This window comes from Shewanella indica (assembly GCF_002836975.1).
In the GTDB taxonomy this organism is placed as follows: domain Bacteria; phylum Pseudomonadota; class Gammaproteobacteria; order Enterobacterales; family Shewanellaceae; genus Shewanella; species Shewanella indica.
In genome coordinates this window covers 1-14007 of record NZ_NIJK01000021.1, presented here as the reverse complement: position 1 = coordinate 14007, position 14007 = coordinate 1, and the positions used below count along the sequence as shown (strand labels likewise).

At 53.1% G+C, this 14007-nt stretch carries 15 protein-coding genes; 8 read left to right on the top strand and 7 right to left on the bottom strand.

Annotated features, from left to right (window positions below; translation table 11 throughout):
- Positions 1 to 15 precede the first annotated feature (15 nt).
- Entirely contained in the window at positions 16 to 507 is a 492-nt protein-coding gene (locus tag CX650_RS04670; protein WP_071476013.1) for a hypothetical protein, read from the bottom strand.
- A 123-nt stretch (positions 508 to 630) separates the two neighbouring features.
- On the opposite strand from CX650_RS04670, the gene CX650_RS04665 reads away from it, so the two are divergent.
- Positions 631 to 1476: a mechanosensitive ion channel family protein gene (locus CX650_RS04665; RefSeq protein ID WP_025011552.1), complete on the top strand. Its 846-nt coding sequence runs from the start codon at positions 631 to 633 to the stop codon at positions 1474 to 1476.
- On the opposite strand, the gene CX650_RS04660 is transcribed toward CX650_RS04665, so the two are convergent.
- Entirely contained in the window at positions 1477 to 2355 is an 879-nt protein-coding gene (locus tag CX650_RS04660; protein WP_028781372.1) for a radical SAM protein, read from the bottom strand. It lies immediately after the preceding gene.
- Positions 2356 to 2565: 210 nt separating this feature from the next.
- Between CX650_RS04660 and CX650_RS04655 the strand changes: the two genes are divergently transcribed.
- Positions 2566 to 2817, top strand: coding sequence for a hypothetical protein (locus CX650_RS04655; RefSeq protein WP_025888228.1), 252 nt, complete (start codon positions 2566 to 2568; stop codon positions 2815 to 2817).
- 56 nt (positions 2818 to 2873) lie between these two features.
- Here the strand turns inward: CX650_RS04655 and CX650_RS04650 are convergent, their stop codons facing one another.
- Both CX650_RS04650 and CX650_RS04645 read right to left on the bottom strand, forming a co-directional pair.
- Complete coding sequence (locus CX650_RS04650) at positions 2874 to 3191, bottom strand: putative quinol monooxygenase (protein ID WP_101095143.1); 318 nt, start codon at positions 3189 to 3191, stop codon at positions 2874 to 2876.
- Positions 3192 to 3659: a GNAT family N-acetyltransferase gene (locus CX650_RS04645; RefSeq protein WP_101095142.1), complete on the bottom strand. Its 468-nt coding sequence runs from the start codon at positions 3657 to 3659 to the stop codon at positions 3192 to 3194. It abuts the gene before it with no gap.
- Between the two features lie 683 nt (positions 3660 to 4342).
- On the opposite strand from CX650_RS04645, the gene CX650_RS04635 reads away from it, so the two are divergent.
- Both CX650_RS04635 and CX650_RS04630 read left to right on the top strand, forming a co-directional pair.
- The gene (locus tag CX650_RS04635) at positions 4343 to 5317 is read left to right on the top strand and encodes a LysR family transcriptional regulator (protein WP_039035238.1); all 975 of its coding nucleotides are present in this window, start codon (positions 4343 to 4345) and stop codon (positions 5315 to 5317) included.
- Between the two features lie 229 nt (positions 5318 to 5546).
- Positions 5547 to 5936 (top strand): GreA/GreB family elongation factor, encoded by a 390-nt coding sequence (locus tag CX650_RS04630; protein WP_224867961.1) that lies wholly within the window; start codon positions 5547 to 5549, stop codon positions 5934 to 5936.
- A gap of 356 nt (positions 5937 to 6292) precedes the next feature.
- Here the strand turns inward: CX650_RS04630 and CX650_RS04625 are convergent, their stop codons facing one another.
- Complete coding sequence (locus CX650_RS04625) at positions 6293 to 7096, bottom strand: AraC family transcriptional regulator (RefSeq protein ID WP_101095141.1); 804 nt, start codon at positions 7094 to 7096, stop codon at positions 6293 to 6295.
- Positions 7097 to 7221: 125 nt separating this feature from the next.
- Between CX650_RS04625 and CX650_RS04620 the strand changes: the two genes are divergently transcribed.
- Both CX650_RS04620 and CX650_RS20515 read left to right on the top strand, forming a co-directional pair.
- The gene (locus CX650_RS04620) at positions 7222 to 8109 is read left to right on the top strand and encodes a DMT family transporter (protein ID WP_101095140.1); all 888 of its coding nucleotides are present in this window, start codon (positions 7222 to 7224) and stop codon (positions 8107 to 8109) included.
- Positions 8110 to 8533: 424 nt separating this feature from the next.
- Positions 8534 to 8665 carry a hypothetical protein gene (locus tag CX650_RS20515; protein ID WP_264184863.1) on the top strand — a complete coding sequence of 44 codons (132 nt, stop codon included), beginning with the start codon at positions 8534 to 8536 and terminating at the stop codon, positions 8663 to 8665.
- Between the two features lie 84 nt (positions 8666 to 8749).
- Here CX650_RS20515 and CX650_RS04615 read toward each other — a convergent pair whose 3' ends face one another.
- Together CX650_RS04615 and zntR are read right to left on the bottom strand one after the other, a co-directional pair.
- Positions 8750 to 10084 (bottom strand): SO_0444 family Cu/Zn efflux transporter, encoded by a 1335-nt coding sequence (locus CX650_RS04615; protein WP_101095139.1) that lies wholly within the window; start codon positions 10082 to 10084, stop codon positions 8750 to 8752.
- Positions 10078 to 10575 carry a Zn(2+)-responsive transcriptional regulator gene (gene zntR, locus CX650_RS04610; RefSeq protein ID WP_101095138.1) on the bottom strand — a complete coding sequence of 166 codons (498 nt, stop codon included), beginning with the start codon at positions 10573 to 10575 and terminating at the stop codon, positions 10078 to 10080. Before zntR ends, CX650_RS04615 begins: the two co-directional genes overlap by 7 nt.
- Before the next feature lie 276 nt (positions 10576 to 10851).
- On the opposite strand from zntR, the gene purH reads away from it, so the two are divergent.
- Together purH and purD are read left to right on the top strand one after the other, a co-directional pair.
- Positions 10852 to 12441 (top strand): bifunctional phosphoribosylaminoimidazolecarboxamide formyltransferase/IMP cyclohydrolase, encoded by a 1590-nt coding sequence (purH, locus tag CX650_RS04605; RefSeq protein WP_101095166.1) that lies wholly within the window; start codon positions 10852 to 10854, stop codon positions 12439 to 12441.
- Between the two features lie 134 nt (positions 12442 to 12575).
- Entirely contained in the window at positions 12576 to 13871 is a 1296-nt protein-coding gene (purD, locus tag CX650_RS04600) for a phosphoribosylamine--glycine ligase (protein WP_039035243.1), read from the top strand.
- Positions 13872 to 14007 lie beyond the last annotated feature (136 nt).

The window sequence follows — 14007 nt, the reverse complement described above, 5'->3', positions numbered from 1 at the left end:
CTAGCTGCCAAGGGCTCAGTCTTGCAGCCCGGCTTCTTTGAGTGCCTGCTTCAGGGCTTCGGCATCATCAAAGTATTGCAGCTTGGTAATGGCCAACTTGTCCAGAGAGATCAGGCTGGCGGCATCCTTGGCGGCGGGCAGTAATTTGCTGATCTCACCCTCTTTGTCCAGGGCAATACTGAAAGTCAGATCCCGCATCTGTGGAATGGCAACAAATTTGGCAATCAAGGATGGCATACCGCTGATATCGGCCAGGTAAAAGATACCCGCCTGTTGCAACGCCTGATTATCACGGCCTTCGAGTGCAGTTTTGATGATCTCCCCGCCTTTCATGCTGCGACCAAACAAAAGATACTTGGCCGAAGTATCCAACACCATGGTTGCTTCATGCTGATCCTGCAGCGAAATGGGAGTCAATCTATCGCCCACTGTATATTCGGAAGCCTGGATCATAGGGCTGACCAATATGGTCAGACACAGAGAAAATAAAAACGCAAAAGACTTCATATAGTTCCCTTTTAATTTGCCATAACAAAGAGGCAGAATACCCTGTTATTGAATACAAGTGAGTGACATGACTCAGGAATATTGTGTCCATATCTTGCGACATTTCAGGAAAGGAGCCAAGCAATGAAAAATACCGGGTTGGAGCTGGAGTTGGCGCAGCTGCAAAATGTTTATGATCTGATAACCGAGTTTTTGGTGAAATACAGCTTCCAACTCCTGGGTGCACTGATCATCTTTCTACTGGGGTTGTGGCTGGCCGCCAAGGTAGCCAACACAGTCAGCCGCCAGTTGGAAAAACACAATGTCGACGTCACTCTGGCCACTTTTGTCACTCATTTGGTGCGGATATTGATCATCATAATGATTGCCATCATCGCCTTGGGCAAACTGGGGATCAGCGTCACCCCCATGGTGGCAGCCATAGGCGCCGCGTCACTGGGCGCCGGTTTGGCAATTCAGGGCATGCTGTCCAACTATGCCGCCGGGGTGACCATTATTGTCACCCGTCCCTTTATCGTGGGCAATACCATTACGGTCAAAGGCGTCACAGGCCTGGTCAAGGATATTCGCCTGGGGCTGACCATACTCACCAACGAGGAGGGCGAGCAGATCAGTATTCCCAACAAACACATTATCGGCGAGATACTGCACAACTCCTTTGCCAACAAATTGGTAGAAACCCACTTCAATATCGACTATAAAGCCGATCCCCAGCAGGCGATAGCCATAGCCCAGGCGGTGCTCGGCAGCCATCCCAGTGTCGATGCCAACTCCCCATCACAGGTGGGTATCAATGGTTTCAACAGCACAGGCATAGATATAGGTGTGCGCTATTGGGTCCCAACTGCCAGCTATTTTCAGGATAAGTACCAAATAAATCTGCAAATCTGGCAAGGTCTGCAACAAGCAGGGATCCAGATCCCTTGCCCGGCACGGGACATAAGGATCACTGAGCGGCAAGAGGACTGATCACAAGCCTCTTTGCCACTCGGCTCGCAGGGCGAAGCGTCCTGCGAGCGCCTCCTCAACCGTCGCCAACAACCTGGCCTTATCCCGCCCAAGTATGCCTTTCAACACCAAATAATTGGAAGCATGATCCGAGCGGAAAATGGTCTGCTCTAACTCCAACTCCTGCAGCAAATAACGCATCTCCTGCAACAGTTGTCTTTGGTCCGGCATTTGAAAGTTGCCATCAAACGCACTATCCATTCTTTCCTTGCCAAGTGGCAGAGTCACCACCAGGGTGCTGAGATAATCCGGCTGCGCCGCATTCATCAGTCGCGCCGAATTAAGTGCGTGTTGCTTTGATAAAGCCACGCCACCCAGACCATTGAGTATCATCACAGATGACTTTATTCCGGCGGCACGAATTTTCTCCAGCGCCGCCAGCGAGGAGGCGTAACTCTCACCCTTGCCGATACGGGTCAGCACCTGATCATCACCACTCTCGCAACCGACATACAGCAAGGACAACTTGAGTTGCCGCAACCGCAGTAGCTGCTCCACACTCTTGTTGTCTAGGTTGCGCGGCAAACAATAGCTGCTGATGCGACTGACATTGGGCAAGTAGTGATGAATCAGCTCACAAATCTGTTCCAGCCTGGCAAACGGCAACGTCATGGCATCACCATCGGCCAGAAACACCCGGTTCACCTCGGCGCCGGAAGCCGCTACCCGGCGCAGGTCTGCTTCCACCTTTTCCAACTTGAACGCCCTGAAGCGCTTCTGCTCCTGGGTATACATGTCGCAAAAGGCGCAGCGATTCCAGCTGCAACCATTGGTCACCTGCAGTATGAGAGATTTCCACTCCGATGGCGGCCGAAACACAGGTTCAATATAGGACAACATACGGCTCCTCCTCGATGACCCAATCGCTATTACCCCTTTATGTTCCGGTAACGACCAGGCTTAAACTTTAGGGCTAACACTGAAGCGCTAAATTAGTCTGTTTTTTGAACAAAATCATATTTTAAGTCATGCAAGCCTGTTATATTAGTTAAATACGTAACAACTGCAGCGCCTTATGGTCAGCAAGTGCCAATCTGGGAAAGAGTCACTATGATCGCCACACAAGTACCTGACAGACGAAAGCCGGACGCAGAGCAGGTCAGCAATAGCATCCATTGGCATGCCATGACTGCCGAGCAACAACTCGCCTTCTATCGCTTACAGGGATATGGTTATCGCTTGCTGTTTGTACGTAATCTGCTCAGTGGACCCTTGGCTATCATAGCTCAGCATGCACAGCTGGCGACTATCTCCTCGGCAGGAGAGCTGGATCTGCAACCGGATATTCGCCTGAGGGCCTGAAAATGCCCCGGACGGGGCATTGGTTTTAAAGCCTGCTTCAATTCATCCCGGAAATATCAGACGATGATTTCCTGATAAGTCTCTACATGATGGGACTCTACCAGCTCAGGCATTTGCTGATGGAAATAGTGCTGGATGGCTTCTTTAGCGCAGTGCTGATCGAAAGATTCGATGTCGACAAACTTCTCAACGAAAGTGATCCTGCGCGGCTCATCACGACTCTGATTCAACTCGTAACGAATGCAACCATCTTCCTTGCGAGTATCCGTGATTAGTGCCGCCAGCACCTCAATCAAAGCCTGTTCTTTGCCTGGTTTGGCCAGAAAGCTGGCCACACATACGATTTGACGCTGGTTTATACGATATAACGACATTCAAGTGTCCTTCTTTTGAGCATGCAACAACATATCCAGGTGGGGAATGCCATCTTCCAGATATACACCTGAAACCGCTTCAAACCCCAAACTCTGGTAAAACGCCCGCAGATAATCCTGCGCGCCAATCTTGATATCTTCAGCCGGCCACAGCTTTTGACAATTAACAATCGCCTCCTGCATCAACTGCCTGGCGCGGCCATCACCACGAGCCTTGGGCGCGACTGCTACCCGGCCGATACTAACCTGGGAATAACTGACACCTGCTGGCAGCAATCTGGCATAAGCCAACAATTCTCCGGAACTATCGCGGCCAAGCAGGTGCATGGTCCCCGCCACGCGGTCTTTTTCATCCAACTCAGGGTAAGGGCAATTTTGTTCAACTACAAAAATATCCACCCTCAGTTTCATCAACTCATAGAGGGAGTCCAAGGTTAACTCTGTAAAGGGTAATAGTTGCCACTGCACAGGTAGTACTCTGTTATTTCTCGGAAACTCAGCCTACACCAGTCTGAAATTCGGCGCAAAATATCTCAGCAATGAGTACGATAGGAGGGATGAAGATGTATAATCAAGAGACGCACGCTCCAATCATTGGCCTGCCCCATGATGTGGTCGATAAGACAGTGATCGCTCGTCCCGAGTCCTCAAAATAACCGGCCTTGCTTGTTATTCAAAGCCAAGCGCTACAAAGAAAAATAGCCCAAGTTACCGAGTTAAGCGCCAAGCCATCTCCCGGCGTAGCCTAGAGAAGGTGGGATAGGTTTGGCGCCGGAGGCCGGTGACAGACTATCGATAACACCAGTAAAGGTTTGGTCGGGAAACGCATCTAAATAGGTCTGTATCGGCGAACCGGGTTACCAATGTGGAAGTCGGGCTCTGTCGAGCCCCCTTAACTCACACAACCCCATCCGGCACCAAGGGTCGAGCACAAGCAATATCAGTTTTTATATCAGCACTGTTTTTGGCTTCAATAAATATTGACTGCCGATGTCAATAATCACATTCCAAGAGAGCCGAAGATAACGCTGACGGCCTCACTCATTGACATCATTAGACTCCTGAAGTTTGCAGTGGTATTTTACAACTGTCTCAGTAGATTTATTAGATACCCGATACTCAACCCACTGTTTCACAGGCGTAACAATAAAATGGATCTCAATCGGATACAGGTTTTTGCACAAGTTGTTGATAAGGGAAGCTTTACCGCCGCAGCTAAGGCAATGGGCATCACCAAAGCGACCGTTAGTCGTAAGATAGCCGAGTTGGAACACAGCACTGGAGTACAGCTTTTACTACGCACCACACGTAGCCTGAAACTAACTGAGGCAGGGTCTATTTACTTCAACAAAGTCAATAAAATACTCACGGATTTACGCAGCGCCGAAGATCAACTCAGCGCCAGTCAGCAAACTATCCGCGGCAACCTGCGTATTGTTTGCCCAATAGAATTTGGCCAGCAAGCTCTCGGCCCTGTAATTGCCAAATTTCTGGAAGACTATCCACAAATGCAGATTGAAGCCGAACTGACCAACCGCAAAGTAGATATGGTCGAAGAAGGGATCGATGTGATGTTTCATGTCCAGGGATTGGATGACCCGAGACTGGAAAACTTCCGCCTGATAAATGCCCACAAGGTGTTGATGGCCAGCCCGGAATATCTACAGAAATTTGGTACACCGGCTTCACCCGATGAGCTATTGAAGCACAAAGGAATACGCCTGGCATCACCATACATAGATGGCAACTGGCGAATATTTGATGGCAAGCAGTGGCAAGAGATCATTCCCGACTGTCGCTTGCAGGTCAACAATATCACCCTGGCCAGAGAAGCCGCCATAGATGGCCTTGGGATCGCCAGCCTACCTATGATGATTGCCTATGATGCATTGCAGCGAGGTGACTTGCTGCCGATACTGCAAGATTTTCCCATGGAGCATGTCACTGTCAATCTCATCTATCCCAAACGCGCCTATCTACCGAGAAAATGCCGCACCTTTATCGAATACTTCTATGAAGCCTTGTTCCAACGTTGGGGTAATCTGGTATTGGACATCCCCCCCTATGTCATTCCCCCGGAGAATTTGGCACAGATGACCCCGACCAATATCTGCTGTGACCATTGAGGGTTTGCTTTTACGATCTCCTTGGGCTATGGTGGGTGTTGGTCATATTTTCCCTTATTTTTAAGTGCTTGCACTTGCATTGATGTTGCGGAGGCTCATTATGTACAGTCACACTTTTTCTCTCAAGAGCACCTCACTGACATTTCCAGTGTAAGCCGGGTGCGGCCGCGCATCCGGCAGTAACAAAGTTTTCTATTCATTTTCCGTTTCAGCCTGTGAGGTTGTGGTGGTGTATAAATCTTTGTCTGCACTGGCAGATCTATTTTCATTCAAAACATCGCAGCTCTATCTGCAAAACTCGTTCAATGTCTCATTGAGACCACTGACCCTGGCATCGGTGATCGCCAGACTGGCGCAACCCTGTCCCGGCGGCGGTGTGGTGCACCCGGGAACCAAGGCGCGCCTGCAAAACCTGAAAACCGGCGAATTTCTGGAGGTAGAGTTGGTTTATCCACAACAACATGATCCCGACTCCGGCCGCTATTCGGTATTGTCCGATCTGGGCGAAGCCCTGCTCGGATGTACGCTGGATGAACTGATTGAAGTGGATGTACCAGGTGGCCCCGTGCTGTTTCAGATCTTATCCCTGAACCAGCCAAGGCCCTGCCTGCCAGCCTGATTGCATGCTTATAGACGCTTAACAAGAGGAGACAGTGCCTTGAAGTGTTTAATTCAGCCGTGAACTGCCCCGACAGGATGATCCGGGGTTTGGCTTAATCCTTTGACCACCGCCTCTTTCCCGGTCGGTCAAAGGGGAAACAGCCCTCTCTCCTGGCAAAGCGGCGGCGTGGAGAGGGGTCATTGAAGAGGAGATACGCTCATGAGTAAAGAAAAAGCGAAGAAAAAACCAACTAAATCCCTGAAAGAAAAACGACGGGAAAAGCGCGAAAAACGCGCAGATCAAGAGTAAGCCCAAGCTACTCCGAGAGCTTAGTTTCGAGCCACCTTTTGGGCGCCTTAAGGCGCCCCTTTTTTTCAAGGAAGAACAAGGGCACTTCCTTGGGCCAGTTGTTGCCTGTAAGCCTGTGGTGTACAACCGGCATACTTGCGAAACAAACTAATAAAGGGCGAGGTTTGATGATACCCCAGCGTCAATGCCACCTCTTTTACTGATATCGCTTGCCGCAGCAATTGTAAACTGTGGATAAAGCGATAACGTTGCCGCCACTCGGTATAGTTCATCCCAAGCCTTGCCTGGCACAAGCGCGCCAAAGTGCGTTCTGTTGTCCCCAAGGTATCTGCCCAGGCAGCAAAACTGCGCCCGCCCTCAGGTACGGCTTCCAGCTCGGCAGCTATGGCTTGCAACATGGGATGGTCGGTTACCGGTAAAAAAGGCTGCACTTCCCTGGCCCGACTCAATTGATCCAATAGCACCTTAAGCAGCCTTTGATCCTCAGGCGTATGGGCCAGCTCAACACCTCTTGAGTTCAAGTCCATCAAAATAGCTTCCGCTATCGGACTCAACTCCAGCAGGCAGATGTGCTTGGGCAGCCTGGTAGCCAGTTCCTGCGGCACATTCATTGAACTGTACTGCACGCAGCGGCGCATGTAGCTCTCATGTTTTATACCGGCCGGGATCCAGATACCGCACTGCGACAACGACATAAAGCGCCGCCCTTGAGCCACCAGCTCCATCAAACCACCGCGACTCAATTGCAGTTGCCCCCAGGTATGGCTGTGCATGGGTGTCAGCGTATCGGGTGAAAACTGCTGGTAATAGAAAAACACCTGTGAGCCATCACCAGGATGCTGCCCCGGTGGATGATAAATATTAGCCATATACCTATGTCCGAAGGCGGATTGAACTTGTCTGATAGCAGATATGTATATCACATAAGACGTGGAATAATCTGCCCCTATTATCTATCTGTTAAGCCTTGTTCTTAGGGCTGAGGAGTCCTTTTTTGTATCTTTTTCCCTTATTGGCGGTAGCCATCTGGGCCGGCAATAGTCTGGTTAATAAACTCTCCGCCGATGTTATAGCGCCGGAAGCCATCTCCTTCTATCGTTGGGCCTTTGCACTGTTGTTATTGACCCCAGTGTTGCTTCCCGGGGTTTGGCGCCGCCGCGCCATGATTCGCCCACATCTTGGCAAACTCGCCGTGTTGGCAAGCCTAGGAATGGTGCTGAACCAAAGCCTGGCGTATTTTGCCGCCGCGACCACCAGCGCCACCAATATGGCATTGATTACCTCTCTGGTGCCGGTTCTCAGCCTATTGCTGGCGGTGCCTTTACTCGGAGTAAGGCTCTCCAAATTGGCACTGCTTGGCGCCTTTATCTCCTTCAGCGGCTTACTGTTTATGCTCAGCCAAGGCGACTTGGCCCGGCTGTCCACCTCAGTGGTTCCCGGCGATCTCCTGTTACTGCTGGCCGCCGTGGTCTATGCCCTCTACGGCGTGCTGTTGAAACGCTGGTCACTGCAACTGCCGACCTGGGATTTGTTGTACATGCAAATACTGTTCGCCGTATTCATGCTGTCCCCCCTGCTGCTCTTTGCCAGCAGTATCAGCATTACTCAGGCTTCACTGCCCTTGATAGCCTATGCCGCTATCTGCGCCTCGATTCTGGCGCCTTGGGCCTGGATCAAAGCAATAGCCCTACTGGGCACAGAGAGAACTGCCATCTTTATGAATCTGATGCCAATTTTCACTGCCGTGCTGGCATCCACGCTACTGGATGAGCAATTGGGAGTCCCTCACTATGTCGGCGGTGCTTTAGTGCTGACCGGGGTCAGCCTGGTGCAGTATCGTGCCAGACGCCCAAGAGCCATACTCAAGGCGGAAGCACTTTAAAAAAGTTGTGGCAGCGACTGATTCGTCCAGGCTTCACTCGCTCTCTCGCACAAGCTTTCGCAAACCCTGGCCACTTTGTAGTGAAATACTCTTAGAAAATTCTTGCAAAGGGCCAGGGCCATTGGCTGCGAACCGCGCCTTGCATTCAGGCCAGCAAGCCGACGCAGAGCTCAGATAAAACTTGTTCCCGTCCCTTAGTCAAATACCGTCTCAAAACCAGAGCGTTATTCACAAATATTCTATTGAAGCCGACAGCAGTATTTCAGCAACAGGCGTAAAATATCCAGGTCGGCCCAGGCCGACCAACTGGTTGAATCACACCGGTGTCTGACTGACCGGTATGCCAGCTGTAAGTGGATCTTAAATTGCAGGAAGCGGGGAGATAAACCCCAGCCAGGCTTTCGCTATCAATGGAATCAACACCATGAAAGAGCACAGAAACAGCAAAGAGCAAAAGAAGAAACCCATGCACTCTGCCAAGGAGAAGCGGGCCGCCAAAATGGCCAAGAAACAGGCCAAACTCAATCCTGTGGAGAATATCAAACAAAGCAAATGACCCTCGCCCTTCACAGCCCCTGTTTGGCAATAGATAAAACGAAAGGCGCTCAATCGAGCGCCTTTCCCTATATTCAGTTGAGTGTCAGCCAGAGCAGCAATCCCGCCGCAGCCAACGCCTGGGGATCTTGTCGTAAATCACCTTGCCCATCAGCAGCGCCAGAATAATCCCCGACCAGTTAACCACAGCCTGTGGCAGTAACTGGTGCTCTTCCCCTATTTGCGGCATCACTTCAAAACCAAAGTTCGCCACCAGCAGGTTCACCAGCATTCCGGCCAGCAGCGCCACCCCGAGTACCCCACCAAGATAGCCGTAAAGCGCCCGTTTACCCATCTCTTTGGCGACTACGCCCAGAGTAGCTATGTTGGTGGCAGGTCCCGCCAGCATAAATACCAACACAGCGCCCGGGGAAACCCCGGCCAACAGCAAACCTGCCGCTATCGGCGTTGAAGCTGTGGCACAGATATACATGGGGATGGAGATGAGAACCATCACCAACATAGCCAGAATACCGCCGCCCCATTGGGCCAGGAAGTCTCCCGGCACATAGGTCTGTACCAGCGCGGCAAAGAACAACCCCACCAGCAACCAGATGGCGGTGTCACGCACCAAATCCGTGGCGGCATACTTGAGACCGGCCAGCACTCTATGCAAGACAGACTTCGACTTGAGTTCAGCCGCCATGTCATCACTGTCACAGCAGCTTGAGGCCGATTGTGATGAAGAACAACATGAAGCCGTCTCTACCTTGGGTTGCGAGCAGCAGGACTGAGTGGCTTCCCCCTTGACCAAAGAGCAACAAGACCCGCCGGCGGTGCTGACCTTAGCGGTACTGACCTTGGCCGTACTGCAGCAGTCTGCCTCTTGCACCTTGGCCGGGGCACAACAGGAACTCTGAGCTTGTGTCGGCGCGGCCTTGAGAGGACTGTAGTTGGCGGCGCCTGCCGGCTTGAACTGGGCCACGGTTTTGGCTTGGGCCTTCCCCGGCTCGCTCATCTTCACTGCCTCAGAGGGCAAAACCGGCTCATCATCGCGGCCAACCAGCAAACCCGCCACTATGGCACTGCATACCGCGGCAATGGGCCTGACAATCGCCATAAAGGGGCCGAGTAGAACATAGGACACAGTAACCGAATCGACGCCGGTTTCAGGGGTCGACACCAGAAAAGAGGTGGTGGCAGCCTTGGAGGCGCCGCTGCGCCTCAGGCCAACGGCGGCCGGGATAACGCCGCAGGAACACAGCGGCAAAGGCGCTCCCAGCAGGGCCGCCTTAACCGTGGTCTTGAGGCCATGGCCCCCCAATTGCTTTTGCATCCAGCTCATGGGAACAAAAACCTTCAGCAGCCCCGCCAGCACCAGCCCCAATAGCAGCCAGGGTGCCGACTCGAGAAACAGCTCAATAAAATTATCCATCAACATGATTTTGCGCCCCTACTTGCACGGCTATTGGCATGACTGTGATTGTGATTGTGACCCTTGCCGGTTTCGACTCTGGGGGACAGCTCATCGTCACAAGACTCCAACGCCTCCAGAATCGAACAATGCTCGGCACTTTCCGGGCCGCCACAGCAAGTATCAGACAGTAACTGCAAAGACTGGCGGAACTGGTTAAGCTCGGCAATTTTCCGCTGCACCTTATCCAACTTGTCGTCCACCATGCCTTTGACATCGCTGCAGGCACGGTTGGACTTATCCAGTTCAATGGACAAGAGCTCGGCTATCTCCCCCAGGGTAAAACCCACCGCCTTGGCCCTGAGAATAAACTTCAGCCGCTCGGCATCCCTGTCGCTGTAGACCCGGTAACCGGAGTCGGTGCGCATGGAGGGTGCCAGCAGGCCGTGTTTCTCGTAAAACCTCAGGGTATCGGCCTTGATATCAAAGCGCTTGGCCAGTTCACCTATCCTGTACATATGCAGTTCCTGCTAATAATTCCTATTCAAGTATAAAGCTTGGAGCTTAATCCAAGGTCAAGTGTTTTTTGGCCCGCTTCGGGGTTTTGGCTTGTTCGCAGAGCAATATTGTGAAACGCGTAGAAAAAACACCGCCACAAATTGTTTTACGTTAAAATACAGCGCGCCTTGAGGGTTCCCGGACCATTCGAGGGACTTTTGGAAAACAATGCCAATCAGAACTGCCTGGTTTTCCGAAAGATCCTTGAATATAAAAAAGTGGAATACTGTACCCAAATGAATAATGCCAGACCCATACGTCGCGCGCTCTTGAGCGTATCTGATAAGACCGGAATCCTGGAGTTCGCCAAGGCGCTGCATGCCCAGGGCGTTGAACTGCTGTCCACCGGAGGCACCGCCCGCTTGCTGGCGGATAACGCTATACCTGTCATTGAAGTTTCAGACTACACAGGTCACCCAGAGATCATGGATGGCCGGGTCAAGACACTGCATCCCAAAGTGCATGGCGGTATTCTCGCCCGTCGTGGCCAGGACGAAGCCGTCATGGAAGCCAACGGCATAGGCCCGATTGACCTGGTGGCCGTTAACCTCTATCCCTTCGCCGAAACCGTTGCCAAGCCGGGTTGCACCCTGGAAGACGCCATCGAGAATATCGATATCGGCGGCCCGACCATGGTGCGCGCCGCGGCCAAGAACCATAAAGATGTCACCATAGTGGTCAATGCCTCTGACTATCAACGCGTACTGGCAGAAATGGCGGCCCACCAGGGCTCAACCACTCTGGCGACCCGTTTCGATCTGGCCATTGCCGCCTTTGAACATACGGCCGCCTATGATGGCATGATAGCCAACTACTTCGGTACTCAGGTTCCGGCCCACAGCAAGGACGAGTGTCATCAGGATTCCAAGTTCCCGCGCACCTTCAACACTCAGCTGCTGAAGAAACAAGATCTGCGTTACGGCGAGAACAGCCACCAGAGTGCCGCCTTCTATGTTGACCTCAACACAGACGAAGCCTCGGTCGCCACTGCCGTGCAGCTGCAGGGTAAGGCGCTGTCTTACAACAATATCGCCGACACCGACGCCGCGCTGGAATGCGTCAAGGAGTTTGAGCAACCCGCCTGCGTTATTGTCAAGCACGCCAACCCCTGCGGTGTCGCCCTGGGCAGCGATCTGCTGGACGCTTACAACCGCGCCTTCAAGACAGACCCTACCTCGGCCTTCGGCGGCATCATCGCCTTCAACCGTGAGCTGGACGGCGCTACTGCGGCGGCCATTGTCGAGCGTCAGTTTGTTGAAGTGATTATCGCTCCTAAAGTCAGCGAGCAAGCCCGCGAGCTGGTTGCCAAGAAAGCCAATGTCCGCCTGCTTGAATGTGGTCAGTGGCAAGACCGTACCAAGGGCCTGGATTACAAGCGGGTCAACGGTGGTCTGCTGATCCAGGACAGAGATCAGGGCATGGTGACCGAGGCCGACCTCAAGGTGGTCAGCAAGCGTCAACCTACTGCCGAAGAGATCAAAGATCTGCTGTTCTGCTGGAAGGTCGCCAAGTTCGTTAAGTCCAACGCCATTGTTTATGCCAAAGACGGCATGACCATAGGGGTGGGCGCAGGTCAAATGAGCCGGGTCTACAGCGCAAAAATCGCCGGTATCAAGGCCGCCGATGAAGGCTTGGTCGTGGAAGGTTCAGTGATGGCATCCGATGCCTTCTTCCCCTTCCGCGACGGTATCGATGCCGCTGCTGCTGCCGGTATCAGCTGCATCATTCAACCCGGTGGCTCCATCCGCGATGAAGAGGTGATTGCCGCTGCAGACGAGCATGGAATGGCCATGGTATTTACCAATATGCGCCACTTCCGTCACTGATAGTCAGCAGGCCCAAACCGGCCTGCACTGATGCAATGAACTTATCGCCGGAATAACCTCCGGCGATTCGCCGTAACAAAGCCCTGCCCGGCCGGAACCTGCCCGCAAGGCGTTAAGCGAAAAAGGATAAGAAGATGCAAGTACTCGTGATTGGTGGTGGTGGTCGTGAACATGCCCTGGCCTGGAAGGCAGCGCAATCTGCCGCCGTGGAAACCGTATTTGTTGCCCCGGGGAATGCCGGCACTGCGCTGGAGCCCAAGCTGGAAAACCTGGCGATAGAAGCCACGGATATCCCGGCGCTGCTGGCCTTTGCCAAGCAACAACAGATAACCCTCACCATAGTCGGCCCAGAGGCCCCTCTGGTACTGGGAGTGGTCGATGCCTTCCGCGCCGAAGGCCTGAATATCTTTGGCCCCACCGAAGCGGCAGCGCAACTGGAAGGCTCCAAGGCCTTTACCAAAGACTTTCTTGCCCGCCACCGGATCCCAACCGCCGACTACCAGAACTTCACTGAAATTGCCCCGGCCAAGGCCTATGTCGCCGAGCTTGCCGGTCGCACTGGTTTCCCTGTGGTGATCAAGGCCGATGGCCTGGCCGCAGGGAAAGGGGTGATCATCGCCCAGGATCAAACCGAGGCCGATGCCGCCATCGACGATATGCTGGCCGGCAATAAGTTCGGCGAAGCCGGCTCCAGAGTGGTCGTGGAGGAGTTTCTGCGCGGCGAAGAAGCTAGCTTTATCGTGATGGTCGACGGCAACAATATTCTGCCTATGGCCACCAGCCAGGATCACAAAGCCCGTGACAACGCCGACAACGGCCCCAACACAGGCGGCATGGGTGCTTACTCCCCGGCGCCGGTTGTCACCCAAACAGTGCACGATTGGGTCATGGCCAATGTTATCCGGCCAACGGTTGACGGCATGGCCGCCGAAGGCAATGTCTACACCGGCTTCCTCTATGCCGGCTTGATGATTGCCGCCGATGGCAGCGCCAAGGTGCTGGAATACAACTGCCGCTTCGGCGACCCCGAGACTCAACCTATCATGATGCGCCTCAAGTCGGATCTGGTGGAGCTCTGCCTGGCCGCCTGCCGTGGTGAGCTGGACAAGGTCAGCGCCGAATATGATCAGCGCGCCGCCGTCGGTGTGGTCATGGCCGCCGGGGGTTATCCGGATGATTACCGCAAGGGTGATGTTATCGAAGGGCTGTCGCTCGGCAATAATGAAGCCAAGGTGTTCCACGCCGGTACCAAGATGGTCGATGGCCATGTAGTTACCAATGGCGGCCGGGTATTGTGCGCCACGGCTTTGGGCAACACAGTGACCGAGGCCCAGCAGGCCGCTTATGCCCTGGTGGATGAAGTCCATTGGGACGATGTCTACTTCAGAACCGACATAGGCTATCGCGCCATCGCCCGCGAGCAGGCATAACGGCTTTCACTCAGTAAACCAGACTCAACAGTCAACAGAAAAGCCCGGAAAATTCCGCAACGTAGATCAGATAAGGATCGGTTGACCGATCCTCCTGATGAGAGACAATCGGAAACCTGTTTGTAGGTTTCCGATT